We start from the raw sequence: 19,955 nt of genomic DNA, 5'->3' as shown, positions 1-19,955 counted from the left end.
ATTCGGTACGTTCGCGCATGGCCTTTTCATCCGGCTTGTCGAGGTGCTTGTTGGCGTTTTGCGTATCGCGATTGAGGCCCACCAGGTCGTTGGCCCCCTCAGGATCACGCACAATAATCGTGCCCTCGCTGACCGCCGCCCGGGTTTTGCTGCTGTCGGACTCACTCAGCACCGCGCCCATTGGCGGGCCCATTGCGATGCCGCTGGACCCACCGGCAATACCTGCACTTGCCGAGGTGCTGTTGATTTTGCTGGTGTTCTTGATGTCACTGGTCAGCAAGCGATCGGTAATCAGCAAGTTCTTGTCGGCGCTGGCTTCGCTCGCAATGACGCCCCCCTGGCGTCAGGGTAGATGTGTTCTGCTTAACCTGAATTATTTTTGAAGACGTACTGCCGTGCTATCGAGCTTCGGACTTTTCCCACGAACTGACGAGGTTGAGCCATAGGAACTAACTTGGCTAGGATTCGCCGTCGCAGTAAATCCTGTGGCCGGGTGTCGCAACCTGAAGTAGTCTGAGGCGCGGTAGCGCCATAGCTCTGTAGCAGGCGCTTTTTTTATGCCTGCTTACCGCATCTATGGTGGACCGTGTGAGGCGGGCTTTTGCCCGGCCGGTACCCTCGGACACCGGTTTGCGACCCTCGCACGGTCCACCACCCACTCGTGTCGCAACGACGGTGGTGGCCTCTTAACTGTCCGAGGATTGAGTGGATGTTTTCTACAAATCGAAACTGTCGAGATATTGAGGTAAAGGTCGTGGTGAAGTGTTCACGCTCTGCCGTTAACGCTCGCTCAATGTGTGATGCATTGGAGTGTCGCTCATGAAAACACAAGTAAATGATGACGACTGTCCTACCAGTGTTTTCAACGTGAGACCAGGTTTGAGCTCCGAAGAAGCATTAGTGAATGCAAGTGAGCTTTTAGCTTCGGCGTCAGCACTGGCTAATGAACAAGCATTTGCCTCAAGCGGATCACAGCGGCTTCAAACCTTCGGCTTGGCCCAGCTAATTGAAAACGCGCAACTTCTAGTAAACGATGTTCTGAGAAAAATGCCCCCAGCGGCCATCTGATTATTAATAGAGGAAAGTAGATGAGGGTAGATCACAACGCTTCTATACGAAATCGTGACCTACCCCATCCATTATTTACATGTAAAACACTTGAGCTTTCATAAATAAAACGGGCGTTTTATAGCCGCCCAGCTTGGCTAGCATAGAGCTATACAAGCATACAAAAATAAAGCCACATTATTAAAGAACGACCCACTAACACAGTAAAAAAACAAACCCCTACTTTTGCCTATCCATACAGGCAACGCCTAATCTGACCTACCCAACAACCGCGCCCACCATCCAGACTTGGCACTTGGATTAGGTGCTGGTATCACTTCCTCACTGGGATGGAGCAAATCACCCGGATAGTGTTCGTGCCCAATGCAATTGCTGTCATCAAGCCCAAATACTTTCACTGCGGCGGCAGCCTCAAAACACCAGCGACCGAAGTAGCTTCCCATCTCAAGTGGGTGTTTTACCGGATCACCGTAAATGTACCACCACGGTTGCTGTTTACCGCGCCTGTTCAACTCCGGATACCAATGCTCCACGAACGCCAGCAGCAGATCTGCTTGTTGCGCCGGTGGCGCATCAATTGCCTTAAGCAATCTCGCATATGGCTTCGCGTGTAACAGTTCCTTCCCAATTGTCCGTTCTGGTTGACGGTACGCAATGATCCGATCCAGCAGAACGTCCTGCCCCCCTTCACCTATTAACGCAACCAATCGAAACCACTGGTCATCAGGAATTTCGAGAGCAAGCGCCAGGCCTACCAACCAGAAACACCAGAGGTAATGGTTTAAGTCCGTAAGCTCGAAGGTCCAGTCTCGGCAAATCTGGAGATTATTTTCTGCACAGACCTCGGTGGAGGCGAGATCGGAAAGCTCCCATGCGTCCAAAAGTCGAGGGAAATGGGTAGATATCTCCAAGATATCCCCTCCCTGCGAATAGACCCTTATGCCTGAAATCAAGTTATCTTTAGCAAAATCGAACGCGAATTGAGGCCTGTATATCGGATTAGCTGAAGGCTCCGCCAAAATTTTACTGGCACGCTCAATCCATTGCAGATCCTTTGCTTCACGATCAGCCCAATACTGCTTATCCCCCAAAGGTGCACGAATCATGGAAGAACCCCATTCAAATTTTTGGAAGGTAATATTTTAGAGGTGTCCATATCTTTGACTTTACCACGGGCGTCAAGTACCTCAATTTCTGTAGATCCATCCGGTCGAGTTCTAACGACCCATGTTTCAGTACGGTTCGTTTCAGCCGCAACCCGAACGTCCCGGCTCTGATCCCGCCCTACTGCACGTACCAATCGATCCCCACCAAGCGTCCAATCTATAGAACCTTGTTTGCCATCTTGCGTATTACCTAGCCCCGAGGAGCCAGACTTCTTGTTATCACCAACAAACTTGTACTCGATAATAACAAAGTCGACATCCGGGCGATTGACCTTATAAAGATCATCGACCCCCGTCTCTCCAACACCCGGTACCCGCGCCAATTTCTGTCCTTCGGGAACCATTTGCTGGACAGAACGTTCGCCAAACAAGTCACCCATGACACCTTTCTGCTCTCTGGTTAATATCCCCAGGTCCATCATCGGCTTGCCATCTGGATCAAAGATACCGCCACTCTTGATCAGTGCTTGTTCGGACGCTTCGTTGAGTATTCCGGTGAAACGTCTCCCCACGGCCTCTGCAAGCTCCCCTGTCAGGCGTGTCGTTGCCCCCCCCGCACCACCGACACCAGCACCACCCAGACCAATACCCACTCCCGCAGAGGTCGCAATAGCCTCATTCTGCCTCAGTACATCAGCACCATATCCCTGCATAATATGAAGCGTGTCCAGATACCCCTTGAGCCTTAACTCCTCAGGCAAACTCTGGACAACTTCAACGGCGGCGATAAACTGCCGTCCGCCACAACTAGGACAATTCACCGTACTCATCGCCCACAGTGCTGTCTTGGATCCCAAGCTTGCTAAGTCCTCTACAGCATTAGCAAAACCTTCGGCGCTACCCTGACCCTTCGCGTTAAGTATTTCAGCCTGATTCTTAGGATCGTGCAGGTACTTATAAGGGTCAACCAACTCAATATATTTGACTAGGTTTTCAACCGATTTCCTATCTTTCATCAGCTGTGACAAGCCCAGTCGCTCATTATTGTAGTCCGCAAGACTCACCTGAAACAGATTCGTACTTTTCGATTGCAAAAGCTCCGCGCGAAGGAAGCTGGCAGCTTCCGTCCTATTGCCATCCCCGGCACTCAGCACAGTATTCCATCCCCGGTCGACCATCGCCGCAGCAGTTCGCAGAAGCTCTATACGTGCTTGTTCGTCAGTAATACCTTTCTCTTTCGCGTAGCGATTGACTCGATCATTGTCGGAGGCGAACTTGATTTCGTCCGGATGCAACTGGCGGTTGTACTTCTCCACACCCACTGCAGTCCCAGCGGCCACAACTGAACCGCTCACACCATTACTGGATCCGACCGCAGTACCTACACCCGCGGCTATCAATGAGGCTACGGCCTTTTGATCAGCCTCACTCATCTTGCTGTCAGCCAGAGCTTGCATGACGGATGGTAGTAGAGCCGCCGAGGCTCCCGCACCCAATGCTCCGCTCTGCACACTGCCGCTGGAAAGCCCAATCGCTGCGCCCGCCAGAGCGTGCAATAAAACGCGTGCCGCGCCGCCTTCTTCCCAAGCAGCCTTGGTCACGCTATCGATGTCTTTCCGGTTTTTCTGTTCGTCGGCAAAACTACCGATCTTGTTAAAGATGTCACTGGACGACGTATTAGCAACAATCCCTACCGCCGTACTCCCCCCTGCACCACCCAAGCCAGCAGCAACCAGGCCCGATGCAATATCGGCCATCATTTTCTTGTCGCCACCGACCTGCCAGCGTTGGGCGTCTGCATACGCCGCATCGGCTGCACGCGCAGTTCCCGCAGCTTCAGGCGAACCCGCATTGGCCTGCGCATCCGCTTGCTTGCGCAGTTTATTTGCCTCATCCGCCTTGGCCTTACTCACCATGCCGATCACGCTGCTGGAGAGCTGCGCCGAGCTTTGGATCAGGTCGATCCGCTCTTGCATGGCCTTCTCGTCAGGACGATCCAGATGGTCGTTGGCATTGACGGTGTCACGATTCAAACCAACTAGGTCATTCACTCCCGCAGCATCGCGGACAACGATAGTGCCTGGGCTAACTGCACTGCGGGTTTTACTGCTATCAGATTCCTTAAGCATCAACGGTATCGCACCGCCGGTGTCCGTATGCGCCAACTGCCGTTGATCGTCCGGCGTTTTCGGACCGCCCGGCTTATCCCACTTAGTGCTGGTGTAGGAAAGGCTCAGGCTGGCCGCCTGGCTCTTGATATCGCTCTTGTTCTTGATATCGCTGACCAACAAGCGCTCAGTGCTGAGATGGTTCTTATCGGCACTGGCCTCGCTGGCAATCACCGCACCTTCAAGCGTAGTGTTTTTACCTGTATTGATGTCATAGCCACCGCTGCCTGCAAACAACCCGGTCTGGTCAGTAACAGCTTTGTAATCGCTATTCATCTTGCTGCCGGCGATATTGCCGGACGCTGTCACCATCGAACCCCAGCAGAACGGTGGCACGCAGATGCTGGCGCCGACACCGGCACTGGTTTGTTTGTTCTTCTGGCTCGCCTCGTCCTGGCGCGAAGCGATATTCAGGTTGCCGCCAATATCAGCCTTGATAGCCTCGGCACGCACTTGCGCGCCGGCCAATGTGGTGTCTTGCCCACTCTTGAGCACCAGCAAACCTGTATCAACGGTACTGTTGACCTGAGTAACCTCATGGCCTGTGCCCATGCCTTTGGCCGTTTTGGCGCCAAGGTCGAGGGTGAAGCCATTCTGGTCACCAATGTTGAAACTGGCACCGATACTGGTTTTGTTATTGCTGTTCTGGTTATCCCAGTTTTTTCGGTCTTGTGCGCTTTCCAGCGTGATGTCGTTTTTCGCCAGCAGCAGGGTGTCCTTGGCCTTGATGCTGCTGCCAATCACATGGATATCACCTTGGGTAGCCGGAGCGTTGCCAGTGGCCACGATCGCCAGGCTGCCACCACTGTTAAGGCTCGATTGCTTGACCGTTTCTGCGTCGTACTCGCTGGTGCTTTTCTTGCGTGTAGATGCCAACTCGGTGCCGATCTTGATCACTGAGCCTTTGCTGTTTGCAGGTTTGCCGTCTGACTCGTTGGCCGAGCTGTTATCACCGCTCATTGCGCCGTAGGCCGAAAGCAATGCTTGAGCGCCTTTAACGGCTTTCAAGCGACTGTCGTCAGCCTGCTGCGCTGCCCGTACATCATTACGGATGCTCTTGACGGTATCGACCATTGTTCCGCCGATCACACGCCCTACGGCCAAGCTTTTGGAACTGTCCTTACTGGTCTGGTTAGCCGTTTCGGTCCCTGCGGCAATGGTGACGTTCGCGCCATTCAGGGACATGTCCTTGGTACTGACCAAATCACTGGCCACCACCTTCAACTCACGCCCCGCCTCCAGCGTCACATTCCCCGCACTGGAACCAACCGTGCTGCCAGTCAGCGTGGTTTCTGCCGCAGTACCGTTGTGCTTCTGGCTGTTGATAAACAGATGCTGATTGCCGGTGATGTCATCCAGGCCCAGCTTGTTGCCGGTCAACACGCCGGTCAGGTCGCGGTTCTTTTCCTTGTGCATGTCGGTGCGCGAGAAGGTGTTCTGCGCCGCATCGATGGTCAGGTCACGCCCGGCCTGAACAGTCAGGTCACCGGTACTGACCAGCGCCGAACCCGTCACAGTCACGTCTTGCGCGCCCGCGACGCTGACGGTCTCACCAGAGACCATGCTGCCCACCGCCGTGGTGCGTGTCTCGTCGACCTTGTCCTTGACTTTGCTCGACTTGAACCCGCCCCAACTGCTCTTGCTTTGCTTGCGCTCATGGCGCGCACTGTCGGAGTCGGTTACGGCAAGAATCTGTACGTCTTCACCCGCCACCAACTTCGCTGCACCTTTGTCAGCGGCCACCGCACTGCCGGCCAACAGCAGATCTTTGCCAGCGACCACGGTGCTATTGCCACCCGATTCGACCAGGCTGCCCACGTTGGTGGTGCTATCGGTTTCATCGAGACGGAATTTCTTGCCCGAGGAGGATTTTTTGGTCTTGCTGTAAAAGCTGTAGTCCTCATTCTCAGCGGACTTGAGCTCAATATTTTCACGGGCGTACAAGTACGCCTCATCCCCGGCCGTTACACGGCTGGCGATCAACGCCATGTCCTCGCCCGCGCTCAGCGCCACGTCTCCACCGGCCTTGACCGTGGTGGACACCTGCTGAACATGGTCTTCCTGGCTCTTGACCTTTTTGCTGTTGAACGAGGAGTGCTGCTCGTTCGCGCCCGAAGCCAGTGTCAGGTCGCCTGTAGCCGCCATCGCAATATCGCGCTTGGCTTCTATTTGACTGGCGATGGCGCTGATGTCGCGTCCAGACTGCACGCGGAAGTCGCGCCCGGCTTCAATCATGTTGCCGTATTGAGTGACACTGCTGTCGCGGAACACACCGGCGTTACGTTGCTCAGCGGCAATCAGGTTGACGTCGCGACCGGCCTTGATCGTAGTATCTGCACCACTTTTCAATACGCCGCCAACGCTGTTGACGTCACGTCCGGCTTGCATACTCAGGTTGTTGGCCGCTTCGATGCGGGCTGCGCTGTCTACAAAGCCCATGCGCTCGGTGCGATAACCGCTGTTGCTGCTCTCGTGACGGGTGACAGTGCGTTCGTTGATCAGGTCGCCGTTAACTGCCGTGAGGCTCACATCGCGCCCTGAGATGATCCCGCCAGCTTTGTTGATCAGGTTGTTACCCGCCAGCAGATCCAGGCGATGACCGGCTTCGATCAAGCCGCTGTTGACCAGGTTGGCCCCGGCGGTGGCCGACAGGTTGTTGGTGGCACGCAGGGTGCCGACGTTGTTGAGATTTTCTCCAGCAATCAGGTTGACGTCGCTACCGGCGATCAATGCGCCGTTGGGCCCTAGGCGATTATTGGCCTGGGCCAGGTACAAAACAGGTGCCAGGACGCTTTCGCCATTTACCGTGGCGCTTTCCATCCACACGATATCGTGGGTCAGCGCCGCGACTTGCTCGGCGGTGAGGCTTACACCCACCGCCAGGTTCAATCGCTGCTTGCTGGCGATCGCGTTGTCCATCAGATACTTATACTGCCCAGCGTCGCTGGTCTGCCCATCGAGGAAGCGTTGACCGGTACGAGCAATGATGGCTTGCTGAATCAACCGATCTTCATAGAGCCCGTCACCCAAACGCTTCCAACTGGTATCTGGGTTGTAACCCAGTTTCGACAGCAAATAGTCCGAACTCATGAATTGCTTCAAGTCGGTCAAAGCCGGGTTGGTTTCGATCAAGTATTTTTGCGGGTTGGACACGTAGCTGCCGTCAGGCAAACCCTGCACACGGTTGACCGTCAACGTGTCAGCCGCTGTGGCCAAGCTCTCGACCGGAGTAGTCGAGGCGGCACTATCGACCCTCGAACGGTCAGGTACTACCGCATCCGTGAGGGGAGCTACGATCGGAACCACATTCAGCGGCTCGATGATGCCTGCGACTGAGGTCGCCAGATCAGCCGTACTCACCGGCGCTTGCGTGGCCGTTGCGATGTGAGCGGCATCATCCACGAGGACCTCCCTGCCACCACGGGCAGGAACGCCTTGGTCACGCTGGGCAGTGTCGATGGACGCCCCGCCCATGGTCCAGCTTTGTGGCCCTTGATTAGCTGGCGTTGAAGCACCCTGGCCGCTCAGACGAAACAAACCATTCTGCCCTGTGGGCAAGCTAAAGCCTGGTAATGACAGGGGATTGACCTGTTGTTGAGCCAGATCCGGCGGCAATTGTTGGTTAAGCGTAATACGGGTTGAAAAGCCAGCACCGGAGGCGTTTGTATCGGTTCGTGGGCCGCTACCCACATAGGTATAGCCCGGACGGACCACACTGCTGTCGATGTTGTTGCCCGCCGTTACGTTGACAGCTCCACCGGCCTGGATCACGGCAGCGTAACGCTGATCACCATCTGCTAGTTTTTTTGTCGTTCTAAGGTGCGGCAGCTCCCCGTTCCCCTCCGGAGCCACCGGAGGACCAGTAATGGCTATAAAGTTGCCCATTGCAGCCTGTAACCCACCCAAATCATTGGGCGTATAGCCGGCGCTCTGGAACCAATATTTGTTGTTGAACGCGTTTGCCAAGTCGTACCAGCGCCCGGGGCGCCGGGTCCTTTCTGATACAAACACGCGAGTAGTTTCAATATCTCCCGTTTCAAGACCACTGTTGACCAGATTGTTGACTGTTACCGACAATTCTCCTGCTGCGGCAATAGTACTGCTTTGGTTCGAGAGATCACCCGCGTTAATGTCCATATTGCCACCTGAGGTGATGCTGGACGCAGCGCTGGCCTCAATGACTTCAAGCTTTTCACGCTGAGCAATCTCCCAGGTATGGTTTTCCTTCCCACCGTCACAATCGTACCCCGCAATACAAGCGATCTCGGTAATCCGAGCGGTATAAATATCTTGGTTGCTGGTGTTCAAGACCGCTCTGATATTTTTGATCGTGCTCGCTGCGAGGCTCAGGTTGCCATCACTCTGTATGGTCGAAGAGCTGTTGATGATGCTGCGGGCAAGGCCGCCTTTACCCTCTCGGTCGATGCTCAGGTCGCCCAGGCTGTAGATATCCGCGTAGCTATTGCTCAGCGAATCAACGCGCAGGCTCATGTCCGAACCACTGAAAATCAGCGCATGGTCGTTAAGTAGCGCGCCAGTAGTGGCGGTAAGTTTTTGACCGCTGCCCAGCGTGCCGTAGTTATTGATGGCGCCTGCCGTCAGATTCAGATCCTTGGTTGCGGTTAAACGCCCCTGGTTATCCACACTTCCGGAGATGTTGGCCGTCGCGTTGCCGCCACCGGCAATACTCGTCGTTTTACTTAGCTTCAATTGCGCGGCGCTCAGGCTCAGATCGCCCAAACTACTCATACGACCACTACCGCTATAGGTCCCGTCCAGCGTCACGTTGAGGCTGCCATCACTGGCAATCAAGCCATCGTTGGACCAGTTAATACCTTTACCCACCAGACTGTCGGAAGCCAGCAACTGCCCCTCTGCCGTTTGGTTGAGAGTGTTGACGTTCACCGTCAACCGCCCTGCCTGGATCACGCTGCTGTTGGTCCAGTCGTCGGCCGTCAGGGTCAAGCCACCTCGGGTGACAACGTTCCCGCCCACGTTCGTCAAGTTGGCCGTGCTGATATCAAATGTGCCGGTCCCCACATGCAACACACTGCCGCCTGTGTTCTGGAAGCTGCCGGCGTTCAACGTCAAATCGCTGTTGGCGGTTTCCAGTGTGCCGTTGCGGTTATCCAGCACACCGCCAATCTGAAAGTCAGTCTTACCGCTCTTGCCCAAAGCCCGCAGTTGCCCGCCCTGGTTATGCACGCTATCCGCCGCGACCTTCAGCGTGGTGTCACTTTCAATAATGCCTTTCTGGTTGTTCAGCGCCCCGCCACTGAGCTTGAGGTCCACCTGCCCGCCTGCCACCTGGCCGCGCACATCACCGCTGTTATCAAAACTGTTGCCAATGACCTTGACCATCCCTTTGGCGTACAGCCCGCCATCGCGGTTGTCGAAGGCGCCGGTGGTGACGTCGGTGTCGCCGGTTTGCGCGGCGATGCGGCCGCCGTTGTTGTTGAGGCTGGCACTGGTGAGGATCAGGCTTTGTGCCTGGATGATGCCGGCCTGACGGTTGTTGCTCAGATCGAAGTCGTTGCGCAGCCAGCCACCCAGCGCTTTGGCTTGCAGAGTGCCCTTGAGGCTGGCCAGGGTGCCGCCACGGTTGTCGATGGTTGTGGCCTTGATGTCGACAGCGCCATTTTGCGCGATGACTTTGCCGCTTTGGTTGTCGAGGGCGCCGGTGATGTCGAGGTTCAGGGCGGTCTGGCTTTGGATCGAGCCCTTGGCATTGTCGAGGCTGGCGGCCTTGAGTTTCAGATCGGCGTTCTGGCTGTAGATCAACCCGTCGCCGTCGTTTTGGATGGCGCCGGTGGTGGTGGCCAGCAGCGTGCCGTTGGACGCGACGGTGCCGCGTTTGCGGTTGTCCAGGCTGCCCGCGAACAGGGTCAGCAAGCTTTGGCTGACCAGTTGGCCGCCCTGGTTGTTGACCTCAGTGGCGCGTTTGAGCAGCAGCGCACCGGCGCTGGCAAGTTTGCCGTCGGTGTTGGTCAGGGCGCCGAGCAGGTCGAGGGTTACGCTGCCGTTACCGATCAGGTTGCCGGCGCTGTTGTCGAGGCTGGTGCCGATAAGGCTGAGGGCCTGTTGCGCATTGACCGTGCCGCCTGCGTTGTTGAGTGTATGCACGTTCAGATCGAGGGCCGCGCCGCTGTCGATCAACCCACCTTGGGCGTTGTTGAGCACCCCGGTGACGGTCAGGGTTTGCCCGCCCGCACTGGAAAGGATGCCTTTGTCGCTGTTGTCGAGGCTGTCAGCTTTGACGGTCAGGGCTTTTTGGCTGACCAGCGCACCGGCACCGCTGTTGAGCAGGTTGTTGCTCAGCGTGGCATCAACGTTGCCAAAACGGCTGGAGACGGTACCTTGGTTGCGGTTGTCCAAGTCCACGCCATTGACACTGACACCTTGCCAACCCGAGATCAGGCCACCTTGGTTAGTCAGCTGGGTGCCGTCCAGGGTGAGCACAGTGTTGCTGATCAGTTTGCCTGCGCTGTTATCCAGCGTGCGGCCATTGAGGGTGAGGTTTTGCGCGGTGGAAATCTCACCATTCTGGTTGCTCAGGTCGCGCAGGCGTTTGATGGTCAGTTGACCTTCGGTGGTGATCAGGCCCTTGGTGTTGTTCAGGTCACCGCCGCCCAGGTCGATGGCAATCGACTTGCCCAACACAGAACCGCCCTGGTTGTTCACACCAGCGCTGTTGAGGGTTAGAGCATTAGCCGCGTTGATCAACCCCTTATCCTGGTTGGTGAGCTGGCCGTCGACATTAAGCAACGTGTCGCCACGGCTGGTCAGGGTGCCACCGCTGTTGTCCAGGGTGGCGGCGCGGCCGTCGACGGACTGGGCGGCAATCAGGCCTTTAACGTTATTCAGGGCCTGGGTGATGCGCAGGGTCAGGGCCTGGTAGCTGAGCAATTTACCGCTGCTGTTATCCAGGCTGTCGGCGGTCAGTGTGAAGGCTTGGGCACTGGAGATTTCACCGCCCTGGTTGTTCACGCCCTTGAGGTTTTTCAACATCAACAGCGGGCCGTTGATCAGGCCGCCCTGGTTATTCAACTGGCCGTTTTTCAGGTCCAGTGCGACAGACGTGTTGCTGAACAGCTTCCCGCCTTGTTGGTCCAGGCCGGTGACGTTGGCAGTCAGCGCTTTTTCGCTGGTCAGGCGGCCAGCGTCGTGGTTGGTCAATTGCCCTGCGGTGATATTCAGCGTGTCGCGGGTGCTGACGTTGCCGGAGTGACTGTTGTCGAATGCGCCGGTGGTGATGACCAACGCACTTTTGCTGCTCAACGTACCTTTCTGGCTGTTGTCCAGGCTGGTGCTGTTCAGGGTCAGACCTGCGTCGGTGACCATCTCACCGCCCTGGTTATCGACGGCGCCGTGGGCGGTGACGTCCAATGCCCCAGCACTGGACAGCTTGCCTTTACGGTTGTTCAGACTCCCAGCGTCGACGGTCAACAGACCTTCACTGCTCAGCCGACCCTGGTTGTTATTCAGCTCGCCGCTGAGTTCAAGGCCAAGGTCTGTTTGGCTGATAAGGCTGCCGTCGCTGTTGTCCAGCGTGGTGCCTTCCAGGGTCACACCATTCTGGCCGCTGAGTTGGCCCTTGTTACGGTTGAGTACGTCATCGACGTTCAGCGTCAAGTCGGTCGCGGCGAGCACCAGGCCGCCGTCACTGTTATCCAAATGTTGACCGGTTATCTGAACAGCGGCCTTGCTGGAGATCTCGCCGCCCCGGTTGTCCACCCTGGTCATTTTGACGTCGGTCTTTTGGGTGGCGCTCACGTAGCCTTTTTGACGGTTATCCAGCGTCTGGCCGTCAAGGGATAGCGCGCCTTGTGCGATCAACTTACCGTTCTGGTTGGTGATATTGGTGATGTCTGCGGTGAGGTCGCCCTTGCTGGAAATCTCCCCGTCATTGTTCTCCAGGCTGGCCGCCGTCAGCTTCATGCCCGCGTCGCTTACTATCGTGCCATCCTGGTTCTTGAGTACTCCATCGACGGTGATCGTCAACTGGCCCCGGCTACTCAACATGCCTTCACTGTTATCCAGGCTGGCTCCATTAATCTGCAACGCCGCAGCGGAAATTTTGCCTTTGATGTTGCTAATGGCCTGGTCGATGCGCAGGGTCAATGCCTGGTTGCTGATGAGCTTGCCGTTGCTGTTATCCAGGCTTTTGCTGGCCAGGGTGAACGCCTGGGTGCTGGAAATCTCGCCGTTCTGGTTGTTAACCCCATTGAGGTTTTTCAGCACCAACAAAGGAGCATTGATCATGCCTTGCTGGTTATTCAGTTGGCCGTTGTTCAGGTCCAGGCTCAGTGACGTCACACTCGTGAGCTTCCCGCCCTGCTGGTCAAAACCGGTGACACTGGCGGTCAGTGCGTTGTCGCTGACGATGCGGCTATTCACACCGTTGCTGACCTGGCCAGCGGTCAGAGTCAGCGTGTCCTCGCTGATCAGGCTACCAGCCTGGGTATTGTTGAAAGCGCCGGTGGTCACTTTGACCGCGCCCTTGGCGCTGAGTGTGCCGCTACGGTTCTCCAGACTGGCACTGTTGAGGGTCAACCCTTTATCGGTGGTCACTGCCCCATTGTGATTAGTCAGCGCACCCGTGGCGCTCAGTGCAACAGCTCCGGTACTCGATACTTTGCCTGAGGTATTATTTAGTCCGCCGGTTGTGGCGGTGATGCCGCTTTCGCTGGTGAGCAAACCACTGGTGTTATCCACGTCACCGCTATGGGTCAGGGTCAGACCTTGTACACCGGATACTGTGCCGCCACTGTTGTCCAGACTCTTACCTTGCAGGGTCACCTTGCCGTTACCGAACAACAGGCCTTCGCTCTGGTTGATGACTTGCGCCACCTTGAGGCCCAAGTCAGTGCCAGCCAGCAGCTTGCCGTTACGGCTGTTATTCAGGTAAGTGCCCGCCAGGTTGACGTCGATGGCGCTGGAGATTGCCCCGGCCTGGTTATTGATGTCATCGACGGTGAGCGTCAGCGCTTGTGTCGCACCTATCGTGCCACCGTTGCTGTTATCCAGTGTGCTGCCGGTCAGCATCATGGTGCCTGACGCAACCAACTCGCCCTTTTGCTGATTGAAATGGGTGACATTGGCGATCAGATCGCCTTTGCTGGAGATACGCCCGCTGGCGTTTTCTACGGTCGTCGCGTCCAGGCGCACCGGCCCGACGGCGCTGAGCAAACCGCCCTGATTACTCAGGGTCGTGCCCTGATAACGGACCGCCGCCTGCCCGACAAGCAGGCCTTTGCCCTGGTTGTTCAAGCTGGCGACGTTGAGTTGCATGTCCTTGTCAGCGCTGACATTGCCGCCTCGGTTGTCGAGGCTGGCGGTGGTCAGGGTCAGCAAGTCTTTACCGCTCAAACTGCCGCCACGGTTATCGAGGCTGCCCGCCCGCACATCCATCACGCCTTTGGCGCTAAGCAAGCCGATGCTCTGGTTATCCAGCAGCCCTGCGATACGCGTGGTAAGGCTGGTGTCACTGATCACTTTGCCGGTGTGGCTGTTATCCAGGCTGGCGGCGCTGATCGATGCCGCTTGACCGCTACGGAGCACGCCTTGGCGGTTGTTCAGCGCACCGCTTACATCGACCGTCAACCCGGTATCGCCCGTGACCTTGCCACCTGTGTTATCCAGGCTGGTTGCATGGAGTTCAGTGGCGTGGGCGCTGGCCACTTCGCCGGTTGTGTTAGTCAACACCCCATCCAGCCGCAGGGTCAAACCCTGCTCACTGAGCAGTTTGCCGTCGCTGTTGTTCACATTCTTCGCGGTGACGGAGAAGCCCTGAGTACTGGAAATTTCACCGCCCTGGTTATCGACGTCGGCCAAGTTGTTCAAGACTAAGGTCGGGCCACGAACCAAACCTTTCTGGTTGTTCAGCTGGCCCTTGTTTACGTCCAGCGTCAGCGATGTGGTACTGGTCAAGTGTCCGGCGTTGTTGTTCAAGCTGGCGACGTTGGCGGTCAGGGCCTGAGTACTGGTAATGCGCCCTGCAGCACTGTTATCCACAGCCTTGGCGGTGAGGTTCAATGTATCCAGGCTGGTGAGTTTGCCGCCCTGGTTATTGATGGCGCCGCTGGCCGTGATGCGCAGGCCCTGATTGGCGTTCACTAAGCCTGCGACGTTGTCCAGCGTGGCGATATTCAGCGTAGCGGCGCCCATGCTGGACACCTCGCCACTGCGGTTGCTCAATTGACCGACAGTTGCGGTCAGCGGCCCGCTACTGTTGACCAGCCCACCTTGAGCGTTGAGCAGTTGGCTGGCGTTCAGCTCAAGACTGCCTTTGCTCAACACTCGGCCCTTGTTCTGGTTGTCCAGGGTGCCGGCACTGACATTGGCGGCCTTTGTGGCGCTCAAGGTTCCGCCCTGATTGTTCAGGGCTTGTGTGGCGGTGACGGTCAGGTTACGGCTGGCGACCACGCTGCCGCCGTTGCTGTTGTTGACGACTTGTGCGCTCAGGCTCAGATCGCCGATGGCGTTGCGAATGAGGTCTGGATTGATCCCGGACTCGATAATCCCGCGGTTGGTCAGTTGGCCGCCGCTGGACAGCGTGACGCGGTCGCGGGCACTGAGTTTGCCCTGATTATTCAAGTCACCGAGGCTTTGCACATCCAGTGTCGTGCCAGCATGTACATGCCCTTGCGTCTGCACACTGGCGGCTTTGATGTTGATTGCGCCGCTATTGGCTCTGGCCTCTGCCATCCTCAAATGCCCACTGGCATCGAGCTGAATATCCCCCCCACTGGCGATCAGCCCACCGTCGAGCTTCACCCCAACCCCGGCCTCGGTCCCGACCAGTTTGATCGCCCCGGCATACATCCCACCCAACGCAGTCGAGTCAATCGCCAGCTCCGGCTTGGCGCTACCGTCATCGGCCCGTGCGGTTGCACTCAAGGTCTGCGCATTAACATCATTGCGCCCGGCAACCACACTCAAGTTGCGCGCATTGATCTGCGCATTGATCCTGGCCGAGCGTGTGATGATTTCGAAGCGGTCGACGTCGCCTGCATCCAGGCCCGTGCCGTCGACGGTCACCGCACCGCCATCGACCTGGTAACGGTCCAGGCGGCCGTTATCGAGGATGGGTTTACCGGTGGTCAGCGTGACATTGGGGGTGTTGATGAAGCCGCAGCCGCTGCAAGTAATACCGTAGGGGTTGGCGACAATGACTTTGGCCGACTGCCCCGCCACTTCGGTGTAGCCGCGCAACTGGCTGGGGCTGCCGCCGTTGACTTCGTTGAGGATGATGTTGGCGGCGCGGCCTTGCAGGTTCGGGTTGCCGAGGATGATGCCGCCCAGTTGCGTCGATTGAGTGCGTTCGGTGGCGTTGTTGAGGATTACGCCGTTGGTGCCGACGTTGTAGTCCTTGAACTGGTTGTGGGACAAGCCACTGCCATTGGGGGTGGCGATGTTCACCACCGGCACGCCATTGCCCGCCGCGCCCACGGTGGTGCCGGGCGCGCTGACCACGATGCCTTCGGCCTGGGCCAGCAGCGGTTGCCAGAACAGCGCGTTGGCCAGGATCAGTGCCAGGCCACGTTTGGGCAGGCCGAGGAACGCGTCACGGCTTTTCAGGGCAGCAGAAGGCTGGCGAACCAGGAAGGCAAATTGGCGAACATCCATTTCAAATTCTCGTTGCAACTGGGCGTTGAATTACAGGAAGAAATCCATACGGAAGTAGATCGGTGCTTCGCGCTCAAGCAGCGCGGCCGGTCGTTCCAGCGAGTGGGCAAAGGTCACGCTGGTGCTCACGTGTTGGCCGCGAGCGAACAGCTCAAGGGAGTTGCTTGAGACGCGACCGTGCACCTCGCCGTTGTAGCGACCATTGCGGATCACGCCCTGGTCGTAGCCCACGCTGGCACCGTACTCGCCAAACACCGGGCGCAGCCAACCGAGGGTCACCGGGCGGCTCCAGCGCAGGTCATTGCGCCAGTAACCGCCGCTGTCACCGGTCAGTTGCTGATCCTTGTAGCCGCGTACCGACGCCGAGCCACCGAGGCTCATGCGCTGGGGGCTGAACAGCACGTCTTCGCTGCGTTGGCCGGTGGCCAGGCTGGTGAAACTGAACGACTCGCCCCACAGCGTGAAGGGTTGCAAGTAGCTGACGGTGGCGGTGTATTTGCGGTAGCGCGCATCCGGCACGCCAGGCAGGGGGTTGTGATTGCCTTGGGCGTCGAAGGCGCCGGTGCCGTTTTGCATGCCTACATCGACGTTGACGAACGCGCTGCCGATACGACGACCATGGTTGATGCCCAGTTGCAGCTCACTGAGGCGATTGCTGCTTTCTTTGAGGCGGCTGCTTTCGATGTAGTTGTTGGTGCGCAAGTGGGACAGGCCGACGTTGACCGACGTCTTGCTCACGGCATCGCGGTGGATCACCCGCTCAGCGCGCAGTTGGTGGTTCTGGCTGTCGCCGGTATACCGGAAGGGATACCCGTCGGCATTGCCCAAGGTGCGATAGTCGCTCTGGTTGTAGCTGTAGCTGAAGTTCCACCAGCCCCAGGGCACGTTGTAGTAGAGCATCGCGTTCTTGGCGGTTTTCTGGTGGTCGCTGATGGCGTCATGGCCGCCGCGCAAAATCAGCTGATCGGCCAGGCCCAGCGGGCTGTCCCATTCAAAGCCGGTGCCCCACTGCTGTTCGCCGGTGCTTTTCTGGCCATCGTTGTTACGCGACAGGCTGGCACGCCATGGCTTTTGCGGGTTGTTTTTGACCAGCACCGAGCTGCCGCCGACGGCATCGCCGGGGGTCAGTTCCATTTGGGCTTGGTTGGATGGCAAACGGTTGAGCTGGTCGACGGCCTGTTCGATTTCTCGCAGGTTCAATATCTCGCCGCTTTTGCCGGGAAAGGCCATGGCCAGTTCGCGATCCGACAACTTGCTGCTGTCGGCGCCCTTCAGGCCTTCAAGCTTGCCTTCCACCACCAGGACTTGCAGATGCCCTTTGGACATATCCTGCTGCGGCAAGTAGGCGCGACTGGTGACCAGGCCTTTGTCGATGTAGTAGTTGGTGATGTCTTTGAGCAGGGCATTGAGTTGTGCGACGCCCAGGCACTGACCGGCGTACGGTTTGAGCAGACGCTCGCGTTCAGCGGCAGGCAGGTGGTCGGCACCCTGGAGTTCAATGGTTTGGATCGGGAAGCAACGGCTGTCCACCGGGGCTGCCGGCGCTTCGGGCCTGGCCTCTTTGCCGGGCATTTCCTTGAGCTGCTCAAGGCGGCGCTGTTGGTCTTCCAACAGGCGGTTTTGCCGCTCGCGGATCAGGTCCTGATCACCCGGCAGGGTTGCCGCCATCACTCCGTGGGAGGCGAGGCAGGCAAGCAGGGCAATGCTCAGTGAATACCGAGTCCGTGGCAGTGAGGCAGGCATGTTCGATCCATCGCGTGACGAAGGATGGCAAACTAACATCGCGGGACTGGCGCGCCAATAAACTGACTAAACTTTAGGAAATTTCCTACAAACAACTAACGTTATGATTTTTAACGTAAATGTTAAAAATAAATAAATATCGACTGAAATCTTGAAGGATTTTCCGACAAGCGGTATCAGACTTGATACACATTGAACACGCACACAAACGATCGGACTATTCGGCCAACGCCGGTCCGCGCATGAATATTTGATTGATTTAAGGAATGTCTGGGCGACAACGGGAATCTGAGCAGACGCTGACCCAAGGTCGACTCGGCCAGGCCAAATGACAGGCAAAAAAAAACCCGGAAATCCTCACTTGCGTGGGCCTTCCGGATTTTCTAAACCGCCAAAAATGGTGGGTCGTGTGGGATTCGAACCTACGACCAATTGGTTAAAAGCCAACTGCTCTACCAACTGAGCTAACGACCCGCTGTGTGGTGGCGCGTATAATACTGATTTCTAAGGATTATTCAACACCTTATTTGAAATAAATCAGAAAAAACGCATTTGAACGGTAATTCGGTGGGTAGAACGCCTCTCGCAGCCGCCTGATCAGCGCCCTGGCTCGTCGTTCCACAGGTACTTGTGCAGCTGCAATTGCAGGCGCACCGGCAGGTTGTCCGCCACTACCCAGTCGGCCAGGTCGCGGGCGTTCAGGTCGTGATGGCTGGGCGAGAACAACACCTCGCCCGCGCGGCGCTCCAGGCCATACTGGATCAGCTTGGAGGTGGCCCAGTCATAGTCGTCGCGGGAACAGATGACGAACTTGACCTGATCGTTGACCGTCAGCAAGTCGATGTTCTCGTAGCGGTTGCGGTGGGCTTCCTTGGAATCCGGGGTCTTGAGGTCGACCACTCGGCTGACGCGCGGGTCGACCGCAGAGATGTCCAGAGCGCCGCTGGTTTCCAGTGACACCTCGTAGCCGGCGTCGCACAGTTGCTTGAGCAAGGGGATGGCGTTGGGTTGCGCCAAGGGCTCACCGCCCGTCACGCAGACGTAGCGTGGCCGGTAGCCGGCAACCTGTTCCAGGATGTCGTCGAGGGTGCGCACGGTGCCGCCACTGAAGGCGTAGGCGCTGTCACAGTATTGGCAGCGCAATGGGCAGCCGGTCAACCGTACAAAGACAGTGGGCAGGCCAGCGGTGCGCGTTTCACCCTGCAACGAGTAAAAAACTTCGGTAATACGTAATGTGTCTTGCATAGTCGCCACGGGCGTAACAGCTAAACAGGCTGTCCGCCTCCGTCAGGCACTTCAAGGAATTGCGCCAACGCGTCAACCCCAGGAAGCGTGTTTCATAAAAGGGCGTGGATTCTAACGAAAAAACCCGCGCCAGGCGCGGGTTTCTTCTAAACGGGCGGTATTGCTTACAAGCGTTGCAGATCGCGCTGGGCCAACTGCGCGGCGGAGGTACCCGGATACTGGGCAACCACCTGTTGCAGAATGCCTTTGACCTTGTCGGTATGACCCAGGCGGCGCTCTACGTCAGCAAGCTTGTACAGCGAGTCCGGCACCTTGGCGTGTTTGGGGTACAGCTGGCTGACCTTGGCAAAAGCCTGGCCTGCCCCCTGCAAATCACCCTTCGCCAGGTTGACCTCACCCAGCCAGTATTGAGCATTGCCCGCGTACTGGCTGTTGGGGTATTTGCGCAGGAATGCGGTAAAGGCCTGACTGGCCTTATCGAAATCCTTGGCCTTGATCAGGTCGAAGGCTGCATCGTAATACAGTTTTTCCTTCGCCGGATCGCCCGGTTCACTGCTGGCAGCAGGGGCAGCCGCGGCGGCCCCTGCTGCTGCGCCACCGGCAGCGGCGCTTGGCGCGCCACCGGCAGCAGAATTATCAGGAGTAGCGGCAGGTGCAACACCGGCTCCAATACGACGATCAAGATCCTGGTATCGCTCCAGGCCTTCTTGCTTGAGCTGGTTCACCTGGTTCTGCAGCACTTCAATGGCGCCTTGTTGCTGCGACAATTGATCCTGCATGCGTTGCAGCTGGTTGAACAGCTCGCCCTGTGCCGAGGGAGCGGACGTAGCCGCTCCCCCCGCATAGGCGCCGTTCGTGCCATAACCTGCTGGCGGATAACTGCTCCCGCTATTGTTATAGCCTGAGTTGCTATCCGTTACAGGAACCGCAGCCCACACCGCAAGCGGTGCGAAGCTGAGAGCCAATACAGTTAGAGCACGACGGCACGTTCGCATGA

Annotated in this window: 6 protein-coding genes, 1 tRNA gene and 1 pseudogene; 1 reads left to right on the top strand and 7 read right to left on the bottom strand. The window is 57.3% G+C overall.

Annotated elements, in window-relative coordinates:
- Positions 1 to 340, bottom strand: a pseudogene (locus tag TX23_RS24555) (hemagglutinin repeat-containing protein); the annotation flags it as partial.
- A gap of 479 nt (positions 341 to 819) precedes the next feature.
- On the opposite strand from TX23_RS24555, the gene TX23_RS27625 reads away from it, so the two are divergent.
- Positions 820 to 1,068, top strand: a complete 249-nt coding sequence (locus TX23_RS27625; protein ID WP_082629713.1) for a DUF6124 family protein — start codon at positions 820 to 822, stop codon at positions 1,066 to 1,068.
- 248 nt (positions 1,069 to 1,316) lie between these two features.
- On the opposite strand, the gene TX23_RS24550 is transcribed toward TX23_RS27625, so the two are convergent.
- From TX23_RS24550 to ybgF, 6 genes are all read right to left on the bottom strand, one after another.
- Positions 1,317 to 2,174: a PoNe immunity protein domain-containing protein gene (locus TX23_RS24550; protein ID WP_057704425.1), complete on the bottom strand. Its 858-nt coding sequence runs from the start codon at positions 2,172 to 2,174 to the stop codon at positions 1,317 to 1,319.
- Complete coding sequence (locus TX23_RS24545) at positions 2,171 to 15,970, bottom strand: hemagglutinin repeat-containing protein (protein ID WP_082629712.1); 13,800 nt, start codon at positions 15,968 to 15,970, stop codon at positions 2,171 to 2,173. The genes TX23_RS24550 and TX23_RS24545 overlap by 4 nt, the downstream gene beginning before the upstream one ends.
- 30 nt (positions 15,971 to 16,000) lie before the next feature.
- The gene (locus TX23_RS24540; protein WP_057704424.1) at positions 16,001 to 17,713 is read right to left on the bottom strand and encodes a ShlB/FhaC/HecB family hemolysin secretion/activation protein; all 1,713 of its coding nucleotides are present in this window, start codon (positions 17,711 to 17,713) and stop codon (positions 16,001 to 16,003) included.
- 398 nt (positions 17,714 to 18,111) lie between these two features.
- Positions 18,112 to 18,187 (bottom strand) — tRNA-Lys (locus TX23_RS24535).
- Between the two features lie 123 nt (positions 18,188 to 18,310).
- Positions 18,311 to 18,958 (bottom strand): 7-carboxy-7-deazaguanine synthase QueE, encoded by a 648-nt coding sequence (queE, locus tag TX23_RS24530; protein WP_057704423.1) that lies wholly within the window; start codon positions 18,956 to 18,958, stop codon positions 18,311 to 18,313.
- A 164-nt stretch (positions 18,959 to 19,122) separates the two neighbouring features.
- Entirely contained in the window at positions 19,123 to 19,953 is an 831-nt protein-coding gene (gene ybgF / locus TX23_RS24525; RefSeq protein WP_057704422.1) for a tol-pal system protein YbgF, read from the bottom strand.
- Positions 19,954 to 19,955 lie beyond the last annotated feature (2 nt).

The organism is Pseudomonas paralactis, from assembly GCF_001439735.1.
Classification (GTDB): domain Bacteria; phylum Pseudomonadota; class Gammaproteobacteria; order Pseudomonadales; family Pseudomonadaceae; genus Aquipseudomonas; species Aquipseudomonas paralactis.
Note: the sequence above shows the minus strand (reverse complement) of the source record. Positions and strands in the feature narration are given on the sequence as shown.